The organism is Bacillus sp. LR_5 (assembly GCF_042709275.1).
Map to the genome: position 1 here is coordinate 1 of NZ_JAVAXX010000091.1, position 20855 is coordinate 20855.

Annotated in this window: 27 protein-coding genes; 23 read left to right on the forward strand and 4 right to left on the reverse strand. The window is 43.1% G+C overall.

What is annotated here, in order from left to right; translation table 11 throughout:
- The 7 genes from ilvA to RAC86_RS18330 form a co-directional block, all read left to right on the forward strand.
- Positions 1–1257 (forward strand): threonine ammonia-lyase IlvA (ilvA, locus tag RAC86_RS18300; protein WP_377885921.1); only part of this gene is annotated, 1257 nt, incomplete at its 5' end.
- Positions 1258–1342: 85 nt separating this feature from the next.
- Positions 1343–1594 (forward strand): YpmP family protein, encoded by a 252-nt coding sequence (locus RAC86_RS18305; RefSeq protein ID WP_004399020.1) that lies wholly within the window; start codon positions 1343–1345, stop codon positions 1592–1594.
- Between the two features lie 147 nt (positions 1595–1741).
- On the forward strand, positions 1742–2323 hold the full coding sequence (gene scuA / locus RAC86_RS18310; RefSeq protein WP_377885922.1) for a cytochrome c oxidase assembly accessory protein ScuA: 582 nt from the start codon (positions 1742–1744) through the stop codon (positions 2321–2323).
- 77 nt (positions 2324–2400) lie between these two features.
- A complete protein-coding gene (locus tag RAC86_RS18315; RefSeq protein ID WP_003245956.1) occupies positions 2401–3168 on the forward strand; it encodes an SGNH/GDSL hydrolase family protein in 768 nt (255 codons plus the stop codon).
- 9 nt (positions 3169–3177) lie between these two features.
- Positions 3178–3741 (forward strand): YpmS family protein, encoded by a 564-nt coding sequence (locus RAC86_RS18320; RefSeq protein WP_015251867.1) that lies wholly within the window; start codon positions 3178–3180, stop codon positions 3739–3741.
- A 12-nt stretch (positions 3742–3753) separates the two neighbouring features.
- Positions 3754–3948, forward strand: coding sequence for a protein YpmT (gene ypmT / locus RAC86_RS18325; RefSeq protein ID WP_198878677.1), 195 nt, complete (start codon positions 3754–3756; stop codon positions 3946–3948).
- Between the two features lie 71 nt (positions 3949–4019).
- Entirely contained in the window at positions 4020–5357 is a 1338-nt protein-coding gene (locus RAC86_RS18330) for an MATE family efflux transporter (protein WP_377885923.1), read from the forward strand.
- A gap of 49 nt (positions 5358–5406) precedes the next feature.
- Here the strand turns inward: RAC86_RS18330 and RAC86_RS18335 are convergent, their stop codons facing one another.
- Positions 5407–5832 (reverse strand): MarR family transcriptional regulator, encoded by a 426-nt coding sequence (locus RAC86_RS18335; RefSeq protein ID WP_004398634.1) that lies wholly within the window; start codon positions 5830–5832, stop codon positions 5407–5409.
- 131 nt (positions 5833–5963) lie between these two features.
- Here RAC86_RS18335 and msrA point away from each other — a divergent pair, with 131 nt between their 5' ends.
- Complete coding sequence (gene msrA / locus RAC86_RS18340; RefSeq protein WP_014477117.1) at positions 5964–6497, forward strand: peptide-methionine (S)-S-oxide reductase MsrA; 534 nt, start codon at positions 5964–5966, stop codon at positions 6495–6497.
- Entirely contained in the window at positions 6498–6932 is a 435-nt protein-coding gene (msrB, locus tag RAC86_RS18345; protein ID WP_014480061.1) for a peptide-methionine (R)-S-oxide reductase MsrB, read from the forward strand.
- Positions 6933–6975: 43 nt separating this feature from the next.
- Here msrB and RAC86_RS18350 read toward each other — a convergent pair whose 3' ends face one another.
- Positions 6976–8001 carry an SDR family NAD(P)-dependent oxidoreductase gene (locus tag RAC86_RS18350; RefSeq protein WP_341283828.1) on the reverse strand — a complete coding sequence of 342 codons (1026 nt, stop codon included), beginning with the start codon at positions 7999–8001 and terminating at the stop codon, positions 6976–6978.
- Between the two features lie 370 nt (positions 8002–8371).
- On the opposite strand from RAC86_RS18350, the gene RAC86_RS18355 reads away from it, so the two are divergent.
- The gene (locus RAC86_RS18355; RefSeq protein WP_192857790.1) at positions 8372–9520 is read left to right on the forward strand and encodes a phytase; all 1149 of its coding nucleotides are present in this window, start codon (positions 8372–8374) and stop codon (positions 9518–9520) included.
- 70 nt (positions 9521–9590) lie between these two features.
- Here RAC86_RS18355 and cgeB read toward each other — a convergent pair whose 3' ends face one another.
- Both cgeB and cgeA read right to left on the reverse strand, forming a co-directional pair.
- Positions 9591–10544 (reverse strand): spore maturation protein CgeB, encoded by a 954-nt coding sequence (cgeB, locus tag RAC86_RS18360; RefSeq protein WP_015251872.1) that lies wholly within the window; start codon positions 10542–10544, stop codon positions 9591–9593.
- Between the two features lie 6 nt (positions 10545–10550).
- The gene (gene cgeA / locus RAC86_RS18365) at positions 10551–10952 is read right to left on the reverse strand and encodes a spore crust protein CgeA (protein ID WP_015251873.1); all 402 of its coding nucleotides are present in this window, start codon (positions 10950–10952) and stop codon (positions 10551–10553) included.
- Between the two features lie 204 nt (positions 10953–11156).
- Here cgeA and cgeC point away from each other — a divergent pair, with 204 nt between their 5' ends.
- From cgeC to RAC86_RS18430, 13 genes are all read left to right on the forward strand, one after another.
- Positions 11157–11462, forward strand: a complete 306-nt coding sequence (gene cgeC / locus RAC86_RS18370; RefSeq protein ID WP_003230826.1) for a spore maturation protein CgeC — start codon at positions 11157–11159, stop codon at positions 11460–11462.
- A gap of 64 nt (positions 11463–11526) precedes the next feature.
- Positions 11527–12807, forward strand: a complete 1281-nt coding sequence (gene cgeD, locus RAC86_RS18375; protein ID WP_069703907.1) for a spore maturation glycosyltransferase CgeD — start codon at positions 11527–11529, stop codon at positions 12805–12807.
- Positions 12808–12835: 28 nt separating this feature from the next.
- Complete coding sequence (cgeE, locus tag RAC86_RS18380) at positions 12836–13615, forward strand: spore maturation N-acetyltransferase CgeE (RefSeq protein WP_015383898.1); 780 nt, start codon at positions 12836–12838, stop codon at positions 13613–13615.
- Positions 13616–13658: 43 nt separating this feature from the next.
- Entirely contained in the window at positions 13659–13808 is a 150-nt protein-coding gene (locus RAC86_RS18385) for a YjcZ family sporulation protein (RefSeq protein WP_015251877.1), read from the forward strand.
- Positions 13802–13957 (forward strand): hypothetical protein, encoded by a 156-nt coding sequence (locus tag RAC86_RS18390; protein WP_015714119.1) that lies wholly within the window; start codon positions 13802–13804, stop codon positions 13955–13957. The genes RAC86_RS18385 and RAC86_RS18390 overlap by 7 nt, the downstream gene beginning before the upstream one ends.
- The gene (locus tag RAC86_RS18395) at positions 13938–15272 is read left to right on the forward strand and encodes an aspartate aminotransferase family protein (RefSeq protein WP_377885924.1); all 1335 of its coding nucleotides are present in this window, start codon (positions 13938–13940) and stop codon (positions 15270–15272) included. The genes RAC86_RS18390 and RAC86_RS18395 overlap by 20 nt, the downstream gene beginning before the upstream one ends.
- A 6-nt stretch (positions 15273–15278) precedes the next feature.
- A complete protein-coding gene (locus RAC86_RS18400) occupies positions 15279–15968 on the forward strand; it encodes a CoA transferase subunit A (RefSeq protein WP_046160497.1) in 690 nt (229 codons plus the stop codon).
- Entirely contained in the window at positions 15953–16606 is a 654-nt protein-coding gene (locus tag RAC86_RS18405; RefSeq protein ID WP_377885925.1) for a 3-oxoacid CoA-transferase subunit B, read from the forward strand. Before RAC86_RS18400 ends, RAC86_RS18405 begins: the two co-directional genes overlap by 16 nt.
- An 8-nt stretch (positions 16607–16614) precedes the next feature.
- Complete coding sequence (locus RAC86_RS18410; protein ID WP_080316919.1) at positions 16615–17925, forward strand: peptidase; 1311 nt, start codon at positions 16615–16617, stop codon at positions 17923–17925.
- The gene (ablB, locus tag RAC86_RS18415; RefSeq protein ID WP_377885926.1) at positions 17903–18730 is read left to right on the forward strand and encodes a putative beta-lysine N-acetyltransferase; all 828 of its coding nucleotides are present in this window, start codon (positions 17903–17905) and stop codon (positions 18728–18730) included. Before RAC86_RS18410 ends, ablB begins: the two co-directional genes overlap by 23 nt.
- Positions 18731–18758: 28 nt before the next feature.
- Positions 18759–20174, forward strand: coding sequence for a lysine 2,3-aminomutase (kamA, locus tag RAC86_RS18420; protein ID WP_004399420.1), 1416 nt, complete (start codon positions 18759–18761; stop codon positions 20172–20174).
- Positions 20171–20449, forward strand: coding sequence for a YokU family protein (locus tag RAC86_RS18425; RefSeq protein ID WP_004399539.1), 279 nt, complete (start codon positions 20171–20173; stop codon positions 20447–20449). The genes kamA and RAC86_RS18425 overlap by 4 nt, the downstream gene beginning before the upstream one ends.
- Before the next feature lie 86 nt (positions 20450–20535).
- The gene (locus RAC86_RS18430; RefSeq protein WP_003231160.1) at positions 20536–20760 is read left to right on the forward strand and encodes a YozE family protein; all 225 of its coding nucleotides are present in this window, start codon (positions 20536–20538) and stop codon (positions 20758–20760) included.
- The last annotated feature ends 95 nt before the right edge of the window (positions 20761–20855 follow it).

Genomic DNA, 20855 nt, shown 5'->3' on the forward strand with positions numbered 1-20855 from the left:
CTTAAAGAAAACTCTCTCATCCAAGTGAAAGACATTTTGAAGGCTCACCAAAACGTAAAGGACGTTGTCATTCACACACCTTTGCAGAGGAATGACAGACTTTCTGAGAGATATGAATGCAATATCTATTTAAAACGCGAAGACTTGCAAGTTGTCAGATCTTTTAAGCTCAGAGGGGCTTATCATAAAATGAAACAGCTTTCCAGCGAGCAGACAGAGAACGGAGTTGTGTGTGCAAGTGCCGGAAACCACGCTCAAGGTGTGGCATTTTCGTGTAAACATCTTGGCATTCACGGGAAAATTTTTATGCCGTCTACTACACCGAGACAAAAAGTATCTCAAGTTGAACTATTCGGAAAAGGATTTATCGATATTATTTTGACAGGCGATACGTTTGACGACGCGTATAAAAGCGCTGCTGAATGCTGTGAGGCGGAATCTCGGACGTTTATCCATCCGTTCGATGATCCGGATGTGATGGCCGGACAGGGAACGCTCGCAGTCGAGATTTTAAACGACATTGATACAGAACCGCATTTTCTTTTTGCAAGTGTCGGAGGCGGCGGCCTTCTTTCTGGGGTAGGTACATATTTGAAAAACGTGTCTCCTGATACAAAGATAATTGCTGTTGAGCCGGCGGGAGCGGCATCCTACTTTGAATCAAACAAAGCTGGGCATGTCGTCACACTTGATAAAATTGATAAGTTTGTAGATGGTGCGGCTGTTAAAAAAATTGGCGAGGAAACCTTCCGGACGCTGGAAACTGTCGTTGATGACATTCTCCTTGTGCCTGAAGGAAAAGTATGTACATCCATTCTTGAATTATATAACGAATGTGCGGTTGTTGCTGAACCGGCTGGAGCTCTTTCTGTCGCAGCGCTTGATTTGTATAAGGATGAAATTAAAGGGAAAAACGTGGTGTGTGTGGTAAGCGGGGGCAATAACGATATCGGAAGAATGCAGGAAATGAAGGAGCGTTCCTTGATTTTTGAAGGCCTTCAGCATTATTTTATCGTCAACTTTCCGCAAAGAGCGGGGGCGCTCCGCGAATTTCTTGACGAAGTCCTCGGGCCGAATGATGACATTACAAGGTTTGAATATACGAAGAAAAATAATAAAAGCAATGGACCTGCTCTTGTCGGCATCGAGCTGCAGAACAAAGCCGATTATGGGCCGCTGATTGAACGGATGAACAAAAAACCGTTTCATTATGTAGAGGTGAACAAGGATGAGGACTTGTTCCATTTGCTAATCTAATTTTTTTACACAACCGCGCAAAATGACAGACAGCCCGGCTGGCATCATATATAATAGAAGAAAAACAAAAAAGAGGATTGATAGCTTGTTACTCAAAAGCCTAGAGTTCAAACGCGGTGACGGGATTCAGGTGAAAGTGACAGAAATACCTGTATTAAAGGAAGATGAGCACTATTTCTTTATGTTACATCACCATTTGCAATTCTACTTAAAAGAAGTGTTTTCATCAAACAGCAGGGCAAAAGTGTATTCTTTCCGACATTATATGAAGCGGCGGATGAAGTGGGCAGATTATCAGGCTGTATTTCATCAAGAGGTGTTAAAGCACAACGCGTAACATGCCGTTTTTTACCTGCATGCCCTCCTTTGTAATCGTTAATGGGGAGGCATGCAGGATTTTTTTTGCTCAGTATCGAATACAAACATGGGACAGTAAGGACGGTTTTAGAAAGCGTTTTTATGCTGGCTGGAAAGGATGGATGTCATGAAGGTTATCAAGGGGTTAACGGCTGGGCTGTTTTTTCTGTTTTTGTGTGCATGCGGAGGACAGCAGATTAAAAATCCGCTCAATTACGAGGTGGAGCCTTTTACATTTCAAAACCAAGACGGCAAGAACGTTTCTTTAGAGAGTTTAAAAGGAGAAGTATGGCTGGCGGATTTTATTTTTACCAATTGTGAAACTATATGTCCGCCAATGACCGCTCATATGACCGATCTGCAAAAAAAACTGAAAGCCGAAAATATAGATGTCCGCATCATATCATTTAGTGTTGACCCAGAAAACGATAAGCCGAAACAGCTGAAGAAATTTGCCGCAAATTATCCATTATCTTTTGATAACTGGGATTTTCTCACCGGATACAGCCAGAGTGAGATTGAAGAGTTCGCACTTAAGAGCTTTAAGGCGATCGTAAAGAAGCCGGAGGGAGAGGACCAAGTGATTCATCAATCTTCTTTTTATTTGGTAGGTCCGGACGGTAAGGTGCTGAAAGATTATAATGGAGTGGAAAATACACCGTACGATGAAATTATCGCCGATGTAAAATCAGCAGGCGCACTCAAGTAAGCTAGAAGACTAGGCATTTGCAAATCTTCTAAAACATGATACACTTTCCACTAGTAGAATGGGAAGGAGCAACAAGATTGAAGCTGCGCATTTTTTCAATCATGGCCAGTTTGATTTTGCTTCTTACTGCGTGTACGAGCATACGTACATCATCTGAGGGAAAACAAAAAGCCCATGAAACGAAAACAAAAGAACACATTGTCATAGCGGCTGTCGGAGATTCGCTTACAGAAGGAGTCGGAGATCCCGACGGAAAGGGATATGTCGGCAAGGTGGCGGATTCTATCCGGTCAGATAAACAAGTCAAAACGGTCGACGTGAAAAATTATGCCGTAAAAGGGAACCGTTCGGATGATTTATTAGAAAAACTAAAAGATAAAAAGGTTCAAAAAGGCATAAAGGACGCAGATTATGTCTTTTTTACAATTGGCGGTAATGATTTGATGAAAATCCTTCGCCAAAACTTTCTGCAATTAACCGTTGAACCGTTTCAGGAAGCGGAAAAACCGTACGAAAAGCGCTTTGAAAAAATCATTTCTGAAATTCGCGAGCTGAATGATCACGCTGAGCTGATTTATGTCAGCATGTACAATCCGTTTACGTTTACGTTATCAGAACTAAATGAAATAAATGGTGTCGTCACGGATTGGAACCATATTGCTGAAAAAGAGCTGAAAAAAGATAAACATGCAAAAATCGTTCATATCGAAGATTTGTTCAATCAAAAAAGTGACAGCAGCCGAATTTCCGAGGAAGATGATTTTCATCCTAATGGTACGGGTTATTCTCTTATCGCAAAGCGCGTCTATCAAGCCATTAAAAAAGAAGGATTACCGAAAGAGTAGGGTGACAGCATGAATAAGTGGAAGCGACTGTTTTTTATATTGCTTGCAATCAATTTTATCCTCGCCGCCGGGTTTGTGGCACTTGTTTTGCTCCCGGGGGAACAGGCTCAGGTGAAGGATTCATCTGAGAGCGAGTATGGATTTCAAGTGACAAGCACAAAAGAATCATTAGCTGCGTTTGTTAACTCATATTTAAACGACAAAGCATCAAACAAGCTTGATTATAAAGTAGAGATTGATGATGATGTTCATGTCGCAGGGAAAATCAAGGCATTTTCCACGTCTATTGATGCGTTTATCGCTTTTGAGCCGACCGTGAAAAAAAACGGTGATGTAGAGCTGAATGTCACGAAATTTTCGTTAGGGAAATTGAGTATACCAATTAGCTTTGTGTTAAATTATATGGACAGCTTTTATGAATTGCCGTCATTTGTCCATGTTCACCCCGGAGATAAAAGCATTGAAGTGCGTTTGTCAGAAATGCCTTTAACGAATGGAATGTATGTCAAAGCGGATAAGATAAATTTAGAAAAAGATGAAATTGAGTTTTCCTATTACCATCCCAAACAATAGAGGTGACTGAAAATGAAACGGATTTACCAGTATTTCAGTTTATTATCTTTTACATTTTCCCTGTACTTCGGCTGGCTTGCTTATCATCATCTGACTGCTGAAGACATGGATCAAATGTATTTGAATATTTCCTATTGTGCCTTGTTCCTAAGTGTGATGGTGTTTACATTCGGTATGCGAGACCGAAAAAAAACCGATAAGTCATGAAAAAAGAGACATGAAACAACGTCTCTTTTTTCGTGCGGTCCGAAGAAAATTTGAGAACACAAGGAGAAAAGATGAAAGCATACGATTTTACACAGGGGAACGTGCTGAAACAGCTTGTACTGTTTTCAATGCCTATTATGCTCGGAAACGCATTGCAGGTTTCCTTTCAATTTATAGACAGCTTGTGGATCGGCAATTTACTGGGGGCAAAGGCCCTTGGGGCAGCCGCGGTATCAAGCACGATTGTTTTGACCGTGCTGTCTTTTATTTTGGGTCTTAACAATGCGACGTTAACAATTTTATCTCAGCAAAAAGGAAAAGATGATGTAAAAGGAATGGCGTCGTATATTAACGCTTTTGTTGTTTTATTAACAGGCCTAAGCATCGGATTCGGCGTTGCCGGTTTTTTTCTCTCAGAGCTTTTGCTGCGTCTTCTAAAAACGCCGGAGTCAATGATTCCGCTTGCTGAGACGTATTTACAGATTCAATTTATCGGCATTTTATTTTTGTTTGGTTATAACTTTATCAGTACTGTGCTTCGTGCGCTGGGCGACAGCAAGACACCTCTCCGGTTTATTGCGTTTGCTGTTGTACTGAATACAGTGCTTGCACCGCTCTTTATTTCTGTGTTCCGCATGGGAATAGCGGGAGCGGCTTATTCAACGATTTTGTCACAGGGCATTGCGTTTCTGTATGGGTTGTTTTATGTCATCAAACACAAGCTTGTGCCATTCTCAATTCCGAGAATGCCCAAGTGGGAAGAGTCCGCGCTGATTTTGAAACTCGGGATTCCGGCAGGTCTGCAGATGATGGTGATTACAGGCGGTATGATGGCGATTATGAGTGTTGTCAACTCATACGGAGATCACGTGGTATCAGGCTTTGGCGCGGTGCAGCGGCTCGATAGCATCATCACGCTTCCAGCAATGGCTGCCGGTACAGCCGTCAACAGTATGGCAGGGCAAAATATTGGAATTGGAAACGAAAAAAGAGTGGGAACGATTGCAAGGCTGGGTGTGATGGCTGTTATTTCCTGCATGCTGGTGATTGCGGTTATGATTTGGGTATTTGGTAAATATCTCATAAGGTTATTTATCAGTGAGCCCGATGCGGTCGCATTTGGTGAACAATATTTGAAGTGGATCGCGTTTTTCTACCCTTTTATTGGGATTAATTTTGTGCTGAACGGAATCGTCAGGGCCGCGGGAGCGATGCTGCAGGTTCTGGTATTAAATTTGATCTCGTTTTGGGTGTTGAGATACCCTTTCACAGCTCTATTTTCAGCTAGGCTTGGACAAAAAGGAATCGGGCTTGGAATCGGAATGAGTTTTTTATTTAGCAGCTGCGCGGCATTTTTGTATTATAGATATGGCCGCTGGAAAGCAATGAAGCTGTTTACTGAAAAATAAGTGAAGCACTGCGAAAAGCACATACCTATATATCGGTATGTGCTTTTTTTCACCGTTTTTTATCAAGTTTGCTGAAGAGCTCGATTAACGTGGCAAGTTCAGCATCAGTGTAGCAGTCAAAGCGTTTAAAGAAATATTCCGTTTTTTTCTCGTTAAAGTGCTGAAGGACTTTTTCGCCTGCTTCAGTGATATGAATGCGGATGATGCGTCTGTCTTCCTTCGATCTGATTCTCGTAATCCATTCCTTTTCTACCAGCGCATCGGTCACAGCCGTAATGTGGCTTGCCGATACCTCTAAAATAGGCGCAAATTCAGTGACTTTTTTAGGCCCTTGTTCACTAAGGATTCGAAGAATGGTGAATTCATTCCGCGACAGCTCTTTATCTAAAATTTCATTGATTTCATTGCGTATTTGTTTAAAGACTTTACGGAGTAAAGTTTCCATATCGTACATCATCTGTGTTCTTACTTTCAAATTTGTGAACCTCCATTACATAAGCATATTGCTTAAAACCTATAGATTTTATTGAAAAGCAGAATCATTTTCATTCTATTTTTACATGCTATAATATAATAATACCACGTATTAACAAAGGAGGCACCAGTATGTCTGAAAAAAAAGAAATCGCCACATTTGCAGGAGGCTGTTTTTGGTGTATGGTTAAACCTTTTGACGAACAGCCGGGAATTGAAAAAGTGGTGTCCGGGTATACAGGCGGCCATACTGAAAACCCTACGTACGAAGAGGTGTGCAGTGAAACGACGGGACATCGTGAAGCCGTTCAAATCACGTTTAATCCTGATGTATTCCCTTATGAAAAACTGCTTGAATTATTTTGGCAGCAAATCGATCCGACAGATGCCGGGGGGCAGTTTGCTGATCGCGGCAGTTCCTATCGCGCAGCCATTTTTTATCATAATGATAAACAAAAGGAGCTTGCGGAAGCTTCCAAGCAACGTCTGGCGGAAAGCGGCATCTTTAAAGATCCGATTGTAACGGACATTTTAAAAGCTGAACCTTTCTATGAAGCGGAAGGCTACCATCAGCATTTTTATAAAAAGAATCCAGCACATTATCAGCGCTACCGGACAGGTTCCGGACGAGCGGGATTTATCAGCGAGCATTGGGGGGCTAAATAAATGGCGTACAATAAAGAAGAAAAAATAAAGTCATTAAATCGCATGCAATATGAAGTAACGCAAAATAACGGCACGGAGCCGCCATTTCAAAATGAATATTGGGATCATAAGGAAGAAGGGTTGTATGTAGACATTGTGTCAGGCAAGCCATTGTTTACATCCAAGGATAAATTTGATTCCCACTGCGGCTGGCCAAGCTTTACAAAGCCGATTGAAGAAGAAGAAGTGGAAGAAAAACTGGACACGAGCCACGGCATGATTCGCACAGAAGTAAGAAGCCGAACTGCTGATTCTCATCTTGGCCACGTATTTAATGACGGACCGGGGCCAAACGGACTTCGTTACTGCATAAATTCAGCAGCGCTGCGGTTTGTTCCGAAGCATAAGCTAAAAGAAGAAGGATACGAAAGCTATCTGCATCTCTTTAATAAATAAAGTGTTAAAAACAGGCCTGCCTAATGGATAGACAGGCTTGTTTTTATGCCTTTTTCTCTTGATGCAATTCTTCAATAATCTGAGCAATTCTTTCTTTCGTAATGAGCGGGGCTTGATCTGATTGATACCCAGGCAGATTGACTTTGCGAAAGTCAGGATGTTTTTCCGGCTCTGGAAGGATCGCATAAAGGTTGCCCCATTCATACAGTGATTCAATTTCATGTGGAGATGTTAATTCTTCGTGAAGCTTTTCACCTGGACGCTTGCCCACTTCTACTGCAGCTGGCCGCGGGAGCCCGTGCTGCGATGCATATTCTTCAAACCCATGAATCAGTTCTTCAAGTTTCAGTGATTCCATTTTGAAAATAAAGGTTTCTCCGCCTTTTGTAATAGCAGCCGATTGTAATGTCAATGTAGCTGCATCGTCTATTGACATGAAAAATCTGGTCATGTTTTTGTCTGTGATGGTCAGAGGTTCACCCTCCATCATCTGTTCAAATAATATGGGGATGACCGAACCTCTGGAACCGAGAACATTTCCAAAGCGGACCGAACAAAACAAGGTTCCTTTGTTTTGGACGTGGCGGTTTGCTTGATGAAACAGCTTTTCAGATAACAGCTTGGTGGCACCCATTGTGTTCACAGGAGATACAGCTTTATCTGTACTGATATTAATGACATGCTGCACTCGGTGTGAAAGGGCAGCTTCCACCACATTTTGTCCGCCGATGAGATTGGTCTGGATCGCTTCAAATGGATGGTCCTCACATGTCGGAACCTGTTTCAGCGCAGCCGCGTGAAAGACGATATCGACGTCTTTCATCACCTGATTCACCCTTCTGTGATCGCGTACATCTCCGAGTACAAATAATAGCCGCTTATCCTCCGCATACTTTTGGCTCATGACATACTGTTTACTGTCGTCTTTGCTGAATACAATCACCTGTTTAGGTGTAAGCAGCAAAAGGCGTTTGACAATTTGACTCCCGATTGAACCCGTTCCGCCAGTGACTAAAACTGTTTTGTTATGGAAAAATGGTTTTAGTTCTGCTGTTTGCTGTTTAGGCATGGCTTATCCTCCAACTCTCGTTTCTCTACCATGCATCATATGTTCAACTTTGTAATCGAATTAATGAAAGCAACCAATAAAACAAAATTTAGGAGAATGATCATGTCACAAAGTGTTCTTTTTTAATGGAAAATGGAAAAACGGACGTAACTAGGGAAAAACAAAACTAAAAAAACAATGTACTAAATATTCAACATATTTTTATTTCGCTCCGCAAAAGCAAACCTGGCAAAGTCATCTCACGTACCTCTTTGGGGAATAAGTTGTTTATGAGTCAGAAACCCTATAAAAAAAGGTTCATTTTCCTCACGGTAATCACCTGTATATATTTTACAATAGTAGTGTTAGTGATAAAAGAGGAGGGTACCAAATGAAGGTTTCAAAAACAATGCTGCTAAGCACTGCCGCGGGTTTATTGCTTAGCCTGACAGCAACCTCGGTGTCGGCTCATTATGTGAATGAGGAACATCATTTCAAAGTGACTGCACACACGGAGACAGATCCGGTCGCATCTGGCGATGACGCAGCAGATGACCCGGCCATTTGGGTTCATGAAAAACACCCGGAAAAAAGCAAGTTGATTACGACAAATAAGAAGTCAGGGCTCGTCGTGTATGATTTAGACGGAAAACAGCTTCATTCTTATGAGTTTGGCAAGCTCAATAATGTCGATCTGCGCTATGATTTTCCATTGAACGGCGAGAAAATTGATATTGCTGCCGCATCCAACCGGTCCGAAGGAAAAAATACAATTGAAGTATATGCAATAGACGGGGATAAAGGAAAATTGAAAAGCATTACAGATCCGAACCATCCTATTTCCACCAATATTTCTGAGGTTTATGGATTCAGCTTGTATCACAGCCAGAAAACAGGAGCATTTTACGCATTAGTGACAGGCAAACAAGGGGAATTTGAGCAGTATGAAATTGTTGATGGTGGAAAGGGTTATGTAACAGGGAAAAAGGTGCGTGAATTTAAGTTGAATTCTCAGACCGAAGGCCTTGTTGCGGATGATGAGTACGGAAACCTATACATAGCAGAGGAAGATGAGGCCATCTGGAAATTTAACGCTGAGCCCGGCGGAGGATCAAAGGGGCAGGTTGTTGACCGTGCGACAGGAGATCATTTGACAGCTGATATTGAAGGACTGACAATCTATTATGCACCAAATGGCAAAGGATATCTCATGGCTTCAAGTCAAGGAAATAACAGCTATGCAATGTATGAACGGCAGGGGGAAAATCGCTATGTAGCCAACTTTGAGATTACAGATGGCGAGAAAATAGACGGTACTAGTGACACGGATGGTATTGATGTTCTCGGTTTCGGACTTGGCCCAAAATATCCGTACGGGATTTTTGTGGCGCAGGATGGCGAAAATATCGATAACGGACAAGCCGTCAATCAAAATTTCAAAATTGTATCGTGGGAACAAATTGCACAGCATCTCGGAGAAATGCCTGATCTTCATAAACAGGTGAACCCGAGGAAGCTGAAAGACCGTTCTGACGGCTAGAAAAGAAAGCAGCTTGTGCGGCTGCTTTTTTCTATGAATAAAAAAATCGTTCATAGCAATGAACGATTTTTCAAGAAAGCGCCAGATGAATCGCTTTTAGTTTTGCAGGAAGCTCATCAAACGTAAATGCGGGTACGGTCTCTTTATAATTGGCTGCTGCAGCTTTTTGCCGTTCTTCAGGGTGGTAGATATAGAAAGCGGCTTTTTCCTTAAAGTCGTTCATGCCGTGATAAGAAATAAAGGATGAAAAAGGATGTGCCGCGGGTAAATCTGTTAATTGAAATGCTTCGCATGCAGCGATATCAAACGTTCGGTTATTAAAACTGGTATTTTTGATGCGCATAGTATTTTGGTTGAAAGCAAAATGATAGGGACGATGCGCATTAATTACGATGTCTGCCCCATTATAATAATGAACGGCCTGTTCGGGTGGAACCCATGTGCTGACGACATCAATATGCGGCTGTTTGAGCACTTTTTTAGGCAGATATTTTCCCCATTCCTTGCCGATTACCCGAACCGTGAATGGCAGATGGACCGCTTCTTTCATAAGCTGAACCCGATTAGGGTAAGGATAGCCGATGATTAACAGATTTGAATGATAGGAATGTTCAGTGCCCATTTTTTTAAACAGCCGATGGTTAACTGGTATCGGAACATAATAGACGTTCTGGTAGCCGAGCTCTTGATAGTAGAGAGCTGCATTTTGTTCTATCGTTAATATGGCGTCAGCAAGCTTAATTACCTGAAGGCTGATATCCATATAAAATGGGTCTTCGGTCAGCCAAACATACACGGGGATATCCTTACCCTTTAACCAGGTCAGCCAGTCGTGAGGAACGCGGTCTCCAACCATCATAAGTGTGAAATCCGGCTGAAACGCTTCGATCTTCATCAAAGATTCTGCTTCAGGTTTATCTGCAATCATATACTCTGTATGAGTGTTCTGAAAACATTCTTCAGCCCAGCGATCAAAATAACTGTATATTCCTCCGTATCCCGACTGGATATACAAGACTTTCATCGGATGTTATGAAAAGAACGTAACGCTTTCTACTTTGTCTACATCAATTAATGTTGTAGCTTGGCCTGCCGGAGTGACGGAGCTTTCCTGTGTTACAAATACGATCCCGTGAACCTGATCGAAAGCAACGAAAACAACCGGTCCGATCATGTCACCTGAATCAGTCACAATGCTGATTGTAGTGCCTGGCGTAATTCTGGCAAAAATCCATCTTGCCGGAAGAGAAGGGTCTAAAAGAGATTCTGCCGTAACCGTTTCACTTTCATCTACTTTTTGATCGATGGCAGCATCAAGCAAGGCTTTAAGATTACTATCCATATTTTCTCCTCCTTCTGTTGCAGTTGGAAATAAAGGGCTTAAAACGGCTTTAATTAAATCCTTTTTTAACTGTGCATTTTCAGAGCTCATTACACACACCTCCTATTCGATAGTGAACTCACGTTATTCATATTCTTCCGGCTGTTATTTGGTATGAGTCGAACGCCGTACCTGATCTATTTTTCATCTATTTAAGGAAAATGCTGATTTTTTAATGGGGTGGACATAGCCTATACCATAAATCGAAGTCGCACATATTGTGAAACAGAGATAATGATAAGGGAGAGGGATGATTTGGATTTAGAGAAACAAGTGGATCGAGAAGAAAACCAAGATGATCTGCATTTTATTTTGCTTTTGCTGATTCTGCTTATACGTCAATCGTCTTCTGAAGGAAATCCATCTGACCTCAGACGCCAGCTTGTTTTTGCAAAAGAGCTGGGCGTACCGGTTTCAAAAGTCAATTTGATCAACGGAGATACACTTCAAAATGTCATCGTAAAAGAAGTTCTGACTGATTTGGTTATTTTCCAAAACCCGTTAAATAACACGAGATCTCATGTTTCACTCTCAAGTGTTGTAAGCTGGGGTGCTTTTTAAATGATGACAGAGGCTCTGCTTGCTGCGGAGCCGTTTTTATGTTTGACGGCGGGAGGCGGTATAGATGGGAGAGAAAGTGTCTATTATTTTAACAAGTTACAACAAACCCGATTATTTGCAAAAAGCGATCGAAAGCGTGATACAGCAAACGCATGATCTTTGGGAGCTTTTTATCATGGATGATCATTCGAATGCAGAAACAACTGCGGTAATTCACAAGTATCTTCATGACCGGCGCATTCAATATCATAACAGTTTCGTGCATCCTGCAGATCGATTAAAAACAACCCGTTATGCCACATTAATTAACAGTGCGCTCCCATTTGCAGACGGCGATTACATTTCTTATCTTACTGACGACACTGTTTATCATCCTGAGCGGCTGAGCCGTATGGTGCAAGAGTTTTCACATAAGCCTGAAGCGCAGGCTGTCTATTCAAAACAAAAAGTTGTACATGTAAACGAAAGGGGAGAGGAAATCTCACATTTCTACAGAAATGCCAATGCAGTGCTTGATCAGGCCGCTTTTCAAGTTGATCATTGCTCCGTTATGCATCGCCGTTCGTTACTTAATCTCATCCACCATAAATTTGGAGGCTACTGGGATGATGATATGAAGCATTGGAATCATGGAGACGCAATTTTTTGGGCGAGACTCAACAACTTTACCCCATTTCTGCCGATAAATGAAGTATTAGACACAACCTATAAAACCCCAGATTCATTTCAAAATGCATATCGGTTTCTGCCCGCCGATTTGATTGACGGCTCTTTTGTAAAAGGTTCAGATCAAAATGTGTATTTTTTTGATCAGGGTGTAAGGCATCCTGTTGGAGAAAAGTGGGGTTTTTTGTATCTAAATCGGACTGTCGCTGTTCCAGACCCATATTTATTCCAATATAGGATTGGCAAAATTTTAAACATTCCGAATTATATTTTAGTAAAGGAAGCTGACCATCCTGCAATATTTTATATCGAAGCCGGAAAAAAAAGGCGAATTGTGGACCAGTATGCGTTTCAATTTTATCAATTTCAAAGAAAAGACATAGTGACAATTGGAAAAGAAGAGATGGAGATGCTTCCGGAAGGGCCGCCGATTACGTGGAAACGATCTGAATTGATCAAAAATCCGCCTGGCCGACGGGTGTTTTTCATCGAACGCGAGCCGTTTTTGTTTCTAAACGGCGTCTTTCACCCGATTAGTGAACAAGTAACAAGGAAATTTTTTTTACATCAGAAGCCAATCTCCGCTTCTTTCCGAAATATTCAGCAATTTCCAATTGGAAAGCCGTTTTATCCGGTGTACGATGAGATTATAAAGAAATTGAATATTGCAACAGAGTAAAGGTATAGGTCATAAAAAGGAGACGTTCATGACAGGACATTATTCAAAAACGGAACATCAATATATATTGTTAACGTCTGAATCGGCATCGTTTGATCATTACAGCGTATACAGAGATCCGCAGCTTCCGCAAATTTTTTCTCATAACTTTGTTCAGCTCCATGATACGTTTCCATTGGAGCGGTTACTTAACTTTTTACCCTCCGTACCAAAGCTGCTTGATGCGAATTATCTCCATTTAAAAGCGTCGCCGCAGCATGTTTTTCCGCTCGGTTTGAAGCAGTCGCTTGTAAAAAGCGGTTTTGTCGTCGAGGATGAGCTACTATATGACATGAAGCTTAGTGACTGGAAGGGGCAGATGGGACATCCTTTAACCGCATGGGGGACGGCGAAAAGTCTTAGCGACGGATCTTCTATTATGAAAATTTACGATTCCATTTATATTGGAGAAGCAATCGCTGAACAAAAATTAAAAAGAAAATATCCTTTCTATGAAGCAGGTATAATCATTCTTGTTGTTTGTTACAGCGACCAGGCACAGAAAGTTCCCATTGGGTGCGGCGAGCTGTTTATCGATCATCAAGAGAAAACGGCTAAAATCGAAGAAGTGGCAATTTTAGATCAGTTTCAAAGGAAGGGCTACGGCAGTATCTTAGTGAAAGAAATGCTGTCCATCGCCAAATCACTAGGAATGGAAGCAGCCTACTTAGTTGCTGCAAGCACTGACGGTGCAACTCAGTTTTACGAAAAGCTGACGTTTAAAAAATATGAGCGGGTGCATACTGTATTTCATTATTTCCTTACATGAAATAGGCGTTTGCACAAACCATTTGGGACTTGGCCCGCATAAAATGCCGTATATCGTGATAAGAAAGGATGAAAACAGCATGTATGGATACTCTGGGTACGGTTACGGATTTGGCTGCGGGACAAATACATTTGTGTTAATTGTTGTCTTGTTCATTTTATTAATTATTGTTGGAGCCGCTTTTATTTGCTAGATGCTGAAATTCCAAAAGAGCCTTCCCTATTAGGAAGGCTCTTTTTATGTGAAAAAGTTTTTGCGGGGAACGTCATGCCGCCATTTGGACACTCATACAATATGGTAAAAGGGGTTTTGAGGTGGGAGCATGAGCAGTTATTTGATTAAGCCAGAGCTTAGCTCGGCCTATCCGGTTGTCAGTTATGCGAAGGGTTCATATGTTTATGATCAGACCGGAAAAAAATATCTCGACGGCTCGTCAGGAGCGGTGACATGTAATATCGGCCACGGAGTTCGTGATGTGACTGAGAAGCTGAAAGAACAGCTTGATCAGGTGTCTTTTGCTTACCGCTCACAGTTTACGAGTGAGCCCGCCGAGCAATTAGCCGCGCTCTTGGCACAGGAGCTGCCCGGAGATGTGAATTGGTCTTTTTTTGTCAACAGCGGATCAGAAGCGATAGAAACAGCTATGAAAATCGCCATTCAGTATTGGCAGGAAAAAAAGCAAACACAAAAATCCATCTTTTTGTCTCGATGGAGCAGTTACCACGGAATAACTTTGGGAGCGCTTTCATTATCTGGTTTTTATGAAAGGAGATACCGGTTCACCCATCTCATTGAACGGTATCCAGCTATCTCAGCTCCACATATTTATCGGCTGAATTACGAGACAGAAGAAGACTTTGTTCAGACTGCAGCTGATGAACTGGACACTATGATCAAAAGAATCGGAAGCCAATTCATCGCCGGCTTTGTGGCTGAGCCTATTATTGGTGCTGCAGGAGCAGCGATTACTCCGCCTCCGGGATATTATGAGAGATTAAGTGAGGTATGCCGCACACACGATGTGCTTTTTATTGCAGATGAAGTGATGACGGGGCTTGGGAGAACAGGAAGGATGCTCGCGACAGAGCATTGGGACACCGTACCTGATATTGCTGTACTGGGGAAGGGACTCGGTGCCGGTTATGCGCCTATTGCTGCTGCCGTCGTATCTGATTCTATTATTGAAACGATAAAACAAGGGTCAGGTGTGATTATGAGCGGTCACACATATAGTGCACATCCCTATTCAGCCAAAGCTGCTCTTGAAGTTTTGCGATATGTGTTAAAGCACGGCTTGATCAAACAATCAGAAAAAAAGGGCGCTGTGCTGAAGAAAAAGCTTGATGAGGCGGCATCTCAAAGCGGCATTATAGGTGATGTGCGCGGAAAAGGACTGCTATTAGGCGTTGAATTTGTGGCAGACCAAAAAACGAAGAAAGTGTTTCCGCAAGAGCAGGCGGTAACCCAGATTATTGTCAGCGAGGCGAAAAAACGCGGGCTGATTGTTTATCCTTCCAAAGCTGGAATAGACAGTGGAGAAGGAGATGCTGTCATTATTGCTCCTCCTTTTACCATTTCAGACGGTGAAATGGAAGAGCTTATCTCTATTTTTTCAGAAACAGTTGCAGCGGTCGAAAAAAACTTAAAAAAGGATTGACATTAAATGGCGCCATTTCAAAAAGCAATCAGCATTGACACAGCAATTGCAGATGTTCGGGATGGATCGGTTCTGATGTTTGGCGGTTTTGGGGGAGTCGGGTCGCCTCCTTCATTGATTGAAGCGATATTGGACAGCGGTGTAACGGATTTAACTGTGATCTGCAATGACGCCGGTTTCCCGGATATAGGGATCGGCCCGCTTATTGTTAATCAACGGGTCAAAACCCTGATCGCCTCGCATATCGGTTCCAATCCTGTAGCCGGAAAACAGATGACAGAGGGGACGTTAGAGGTTCAATTTTCACCTCAGGGAACGCTTGCGGAACGGATTCGCGCCGGCGGAGCGGGGCTTGGCGGTATTTTAACCGACGTGGGCATTGATAATCAAATGGTTTGCGAAAAAAAGGACATCGTAACAGTGGCGGGAAAACGATACTTGATTGAAGAGGCGCTGACGGCTGATTTTGCTTTCATCAATGCTTACATTGCAGATGAATTCGGCAATCTAACGTATGACAAAACCGCGCGCAATATGAATCCGCTTATGGCAATGGCCGCCAGGAGAACCTTTGCCGAAGCTGAGCGTATCGTTCCGATAGGTGAGATTTCTGAAGAAATGATTGTCACACCGGGGGTTTTTGTTGAGGGAGTTGTAAGAAGCGAGGGAGTGAAGTGGAAATGGGCTTGGGAGTAGCAGAAAGAGAACAGATTGCAAAACGGGCTGCTGCTGAAATTAAGCAGGGCATGATTGTGAATCTCGGTATCGGTATCCCATCCTTGGTACCGAACTTTTTGAAGCCTGACATGCAGGTCATGTTTCAAGCGGAAAACGGTGTCCTTGGCATTGGAGAAAGTCCCGAAAAGGGAGAAGAGGATGCGCATTTATGCAACGCCGCGGGCTATCCTGTCCGCGCTGTAAAAGGGGCTTCTTATTTTGATACAACCATGTCTTTTGCGATGATCAGAAAAGGCAAAATTGACATTACGATTTTAGGCGCCCTGCAGGTGAGCCAATCAGGAGATTTGGCAAATTGGCTTGTTCCGGGAAAAAAGGTGCCTGGTATGGGCGGGGCGATGGAGCTTGCCCAAAAAGCGAAAAAAGTGGTTGTCGTCATGAGTCATACAGATCAAAAGGGAAGGCCTAAATTAACAGAAAGATGCACGCTGCCATTAACTGCTGCAGGCTGTGTAGATTTGATTATTACCGAAAAAGCGGTTCTTGAGGTCGATAGCCATCACTTCATTTTAAAAGAGCTGATGAATGGCTCGACAATCGATGAGGTGACGAGGCTGACAGATGCTGAAATCAAAATAGATATGCCTTTTTCTTAAGAGGGGGAATGAGGATGCAAGACATTGAAAGAAAAGTAATCGGGTGGCTTGATCAGCATTCGGCCAAAGCCATTCGTCTTCTCAAAAGGCTGATTGGGGAAAAAAGCACTTTGGGGTCAGAGTTTAACGCCCAAGCTGTTGTGCTTGAAAAGCTGCGGCAATTTCATATGGACATTGATGTATGGGAGCCAAGTATAAAGCAATTAAAACAGCATCCCTACTTTAAATCTAACCGATCCGATTTTCATGAGAGCCCGAATATCGTGGCTAAAAAAACGGGAGCCGGCGGAGGCAGGTCCCTGATTTTGAACGGCCATATCGATGTTGTGCCTGAAGGAAGCGTAAAGGATTGGAAGTATGAACCGTATCAAGCTGTCGAAGAAAACGGTAAAATATACGGCCGCGGCTCAACGGATATGAAGGGAGGCAATACAGCCCTTCTTTTTGCTTTAGAAGCCCTGCACGCTTGCGATGTCAAATTGAAGGGAGATGTATTGTTTCAGAGTGTTGTAGATGAAGAGTGCGGCGGCGCCGGTACACTGTCCGCCATCATGAGAGGCTATCGTGCTGACGGGGCGTTGATTCCTGAACCGACGAATATGAAACTATTTATTAAGCAGCAGGGTTCGATGTGGTTTCGGATCACTGTGAAGGGATTAGCCGCACATGGGGGCACACGCTATGAAGGGGTAAGCGCGATTGAAAAAAGCATGCACGTTATCACAGCGATACAAGAGCTGGAGAAAGTCCGCAATGCGAGAATTTCAGATCCGCTGTATGACAATATCCCAATACCGGTACCGGTGAATATCGGCACGATCTCGGGCGGTGCCTGGCCATCTTCAGTTGCAGACCGTGTCGTTATAGAAGGGAGATGCGGAATTGCTCCCCATGAGAAACCAGAAGCTGTAAAACTTGAATTGGAAAACTGGCTGAAGGATTTAGAATACCATGACGAATGGTTTAAACGCCATCCCGTACAAGTCGAATGGTTTGGCGCTCAATGGCTGCCGAATGATTTACCTGATGATCACCCTTTAATTTCTGTGCTGCAATCAGCCTATCAAAAAATGAAACAGACAGAGCCGATTATTGAGGCTTCCCCGTGGGGAACGGATGGAGGGCTTTTGTACCATGCAGGAGATACACCAGTGATCGTTTTCGGGCCGGGGGAAACAAAAACGGCTCATCAGGCCAATGAATACATTGAGGTTGAAGCCATGATAGAATCTGCTAAAATTATTGCACTTTTTGTCATGGATTGGTGCGGGCTTCATACAGATGGGGAGGATGCGGATGCTCAAGTCAATAAAGAGTAGCGGTGTCACAGCAGTTTTGGACCATGACGGCTTTAATAAACGAATCAGAGTGGTCCGTTATGACGGAGCTATTGAGAAGGCCCTGCCGGATATCGTGGCAGCGGCAAAAGAAGAGAATGCAGAAAAAATCATCGTCTATGCGAAGCAGCATGATGAGCCAATGCTTGCCAAACAATTATTTGCGCCGGAGGGCTATCTAAAGGGCTATTATCTCGGCTATTCGGCTTGTGTCATGGTACGTTACCTTTCAGAAAGCCGGAGACAAACAGATTCTTATACAGAGGAACAGGAGATCATCGAAGCCATATATCGCACAGCGCCCCGTCTTCGCAACGACAGTACACCCGTTTTTACGATGAGAAAAGCAGAAACAAACGACATGTACCAGCTATCGATGCTGTATAAAAAAGTATTCCGCACGTACCCAACACCGGTATTTGACCCCGCTTATATTGAAAAGACGATGAATGCAAATACGGTGTATTATATCATGCTTGATCATGACCGCCTGATCAGCGCAGCAAGCGCAGAAATCAATCCAGAGCTTGGGCATGCAGAAATAACCGATTGCGCTGTGCTGCCGGAATATCGCGGCCATTCGTTAACAAGCTTTTTAATCGAGGCGTTAGAAAAAGAAATGGCTGGAAAGGATATCTTTCATGTATTTTCTCTCGCCCGTGCTTCGTCTTTTGGGATGAATGCTGTGTTGTACCATTCAGGTTATCAGTATGGCGGAAGGCTGATCAATAATTGCTTTATAGCCGAAGGCCTTGAAAACATGAATATTTGGTGCAAGCAACTGTAAGTCAAAATATGCGCGAGGAGGAGTTCGTTTGAAAAACAAATGGTATAAACCGAAACGGCATTGGAAGGAGATCGAGTTATGGAAGGACGTTCCGGAAGAGAAATGGAACGATTGGCTTTGGCAGCTGACACACACTGTAAGAACGTTAGATGATTTAAAGAAAGTCATCAATCTGACCGAGGATGAAGAGGAAGGCGTCAGAATTTCTACCAAAACGATCCCCTTAAATATTACACCTTACTATGCTTCTTTAATGGACCCCGACAATCCGAGATGCCCGGTACGCATGCAGTCTGTGCCGCTTTCTGAAGAAATGCACAAAACAAAATACGATCTGGAAGACCCGCTTCATGAGGATGAAGATTCACCGGTACCCGGTCTGACACACCGCTATCCCGACCGTGTGCTGTTTCTTGTCACGAATCAATGTTCCATGTACTGCCGCTACTGCACAAGAAGGCGCTTTTCCGGACAAATCGGAATGGGAGTCCCCAAAAAACAGCTTGATGCTGCAATTGCTTATATCCGGGAAACACCCGAAATCCGCGATTGTTTAATTTCAGGCGGTGATGGGCTGCTCATCAACGACCAAATTTTAGAATATATTTTAAAAGAGCTGCGCAGCATTCCGCATCTGGAAGTCATCAGAATCGGAACAAGAGCGCCCGTCGTCTTTCCGCAGCGCATTACCGATCATCTGTGCGAGATATTGAAAAAATATCATCCGGTCTGGCTGAACACCCATTTTAACACAAGCATCGAAATGACAGAAGAATCCGTTGAGGCATGTGAAAAGCTGGTGAACGCGGGAGTGCCGGTCGGAAATCAGGCTGTCGTATTAGCAGGTATTAATGATTCGGTTCCAATTATGAAAAAGCTCATGCATGACTTGGTAAAAATCAGAGTCCGTCCTTATTATATTTACCAATGTGATCTGTCAGAGGGAATCGGGCATTTCAGAGCTCCTGTTTCCAAAGGTTTGGAGATCATTGAAGGGCTGAGAGGTCATACCTCAGGCTATGCGGTTCCTACCTTTGTCGTTGACGCACCAGGCGGAGGAGGTAAAATCGCCCTGCAGCCAAACTATGTCCTGTCACAAAGTCCTGACAAAGTGATCTTAAGAAATTTTGAAGGTGTGATTACGTCATATCCGGAACCAGAGAATTATATCCCCAATCAGGCAGACGCCTATTTTGAGTCCGTTTTCCCTGAAACCGCTGACAAAAAGGAGCCGATCGGGCTGAGTGCCATTTTTGCTGACAAAGAAGTTTCGTTTACACCTGAAAATGTAGACAGAATCAAAAGGAGAGAGGCATACATCGCAAATCCGGAGCATGAAACATTAAAAGATCGGCGTGAGAAAAGAGATCAGCTCAAAGAAAAGAAATTTTTGGCGCAGCAGAAAAAACAGAAAGAGACTGAATGCGGAGGGGATTCTTCATGAAAACATGCGAATGGTGCGGCGAGCTTGAAGCGGTGCCCGGCAGGAACACGGTGTACTGGGAGCTCCCTGATGGAACGAGGGCTATAGAACTGACAGACACCCCTGCCATGGTATGTTCTTCCTGCGGTATGACCTATCAAGAGGAAAACACGGTTAAGGAGATTGAGGATCAGCTGCTTTTAATTCAAACAAAAAAACTGCCTGAAAGCCTGACATATCAGCAGCTCATGGAGACAGAAAGAATTTTGAAACGCAACTATTTTGACTTCTCCTGAGTCATGTTTCAGTATTCTTTTGTTGTAATTTTACACTTGAACTGTATAATAGAACAACAAAAGACAGACACCAGGAGGGGAAACCCATGAAATCCTTTTATCACTATTTATTGAAATACAGACACCCTAAGCCGAAGGACAGCATCAGTGAATTTGCCAATCAGGCGTATGAGGATCACAGCTTTCCAAAAACATCAACCGATTATCATGAAATCAGTTCATATTTGGAGCTGAATGCTGATTACCTTCACACGATGGCGACGTTTGATGAAGCTTGGGATCAATACGAGTCTGAAGTGCACGGCAGATAATAGCTGTTTCATCCGCAGATCACTGCGGATTTTTTTATGTCCCCCATACCATAATTGGATATTTCCTTTGGTTTTCATGCCCATGCGAATTGGCT

Bases quoted from the DNA above. Each gene is read 5' to 3' on its own strand.
- scuA (WP_377885922.1), top strand. From the start codon at position 1,742: ATGAAGGTTATCAAGGGGTTAACGGCTGGGCTGTTTTTTCTGTTTTTG.
- RAC86_RS18320 (WP_015251867.1), top strand. From the start codon at position 3,178: ATGAATAAGTGGAAGCGACTGTTTTTTATATTGCTTGCAATCAATTTT.
- ypmT (WP_198878677.1), top strand. From the start codon at position 3,754: ATGAAACGGATTTACCAGTATTTCAGTTTATTATCTTTTACATTTTCC.
- RAC86_RS18330 (WP_377885923.1), top strand. From the start codon at position 4,020: ATGAAAGCATACGATTTTACACAGGGGAACGTGCTGAAACAGCTTGTA.
- msrA (WP_014477117.1), top strand. From the start codon at position 5,964: ATGTCTGAAAAAAAAGAAATCGCCACATTTGCAGGAGGCTGTTTTTGG.
- msrB (WP_014480061.1), top strand. From the start codon at position 6,498: ATGGCGTACAATAAAGAAGAAAAAATAAAGTCATTAAATCGCATGCAA.
- RAC86_RS18350 (WP_341283828.1), bottom strand. From the start codon at position 8,001: ATGCCTAAACAGCAAACAGCAGAACTAAAACCATTTTTCCATAACAAA.
- RAC86_RS18355 (WP_192857790.1), top strand. From the start codon at position 8,372: ATGAAGGTTTCAAAAACAATGCTGCTAAGCACTGCCGCGGGTTTATTG.
- cgeB (WP_015251872.1), bottom strand. From the start codon at position 10,544: ATGAAAGTCTTGTATATCCAGTCGGGATACGGAGGAATATACAGTTAT.
- cgeA (WP_015251873.1), bottom strand. From the start codon at position 10,952: ATGAGCTCTGAAAATGCACAGTTAAAAAAGGATTTAATTAAAGCCGTT.
- cgeD (WP_069703907.1), top strand. From the start codon at position 11,527: ATGGGAGAGAAAGTGTCTATTATTTTAACAAGTTACAACAAACCCGAT.
- cgeE (WP_015383898.1), top strand. From the start codon at position 12,836: ATGACAGGACATTATTCAAAAACGGAACATCAATATATATTGTTAACG.
- RAC86_RS18385 (WP_015251877.1), top strand. From the start codon at position 13,659: ATGCCGTATATCGTGATAAGAAAGGATGAAAACAGCATGTATGGATAC.
- RAC86_RS18395 (WP_377885924.1), top strand. From the start codon at position 13,938: ATGAGCAGTTATTTGATTAAGCCAGAGCTTAGCTCGGCCTATCCGGTT.
- RAC86_RS18400 (WP_046160497.1), top strand. From the start codon at position 15,279: ATGGCGCCATTTCAAAAAGCAATCAGCATTGACACAGCAATTGCAGAT.
- RAC86_RS18405 (WP_377885925.1), top strand. From the start codon at position 15,953: ATGGGCTTGGGAGTAGCAGAAAGAGAACAGATTGCAAAACGGGCTGCT.
- RAC86_RS18410 (WP_080316919.1), top strand. From the start codon at position 16,615: ATGAGGATGCAAGACATTGAAAGAAAAGTAATCGGGTGGCTTGATCAG.
- ablB (WP_377885926.1), top strand. From the start codon at position 17,903: ATGCTCAAGTCAATAAAGAGTAGCGGTGTCACAGCAGTTTTGGACCAT.
- RAC86_RS18425 (WP_004399539.1), top strand. From the start codon at position 20,171: ATGAAAACATGCGAATGGTGCGGCGAGCTTGAAGCGGTGCCCGGCAGG.
- RAC86_RS18430 (WP_003231160.1), top strand. From the start codon at position 20,536: ATGAAATCCTTTTATCACTATTTATTGAAATACAGACACCCTAAGCCG.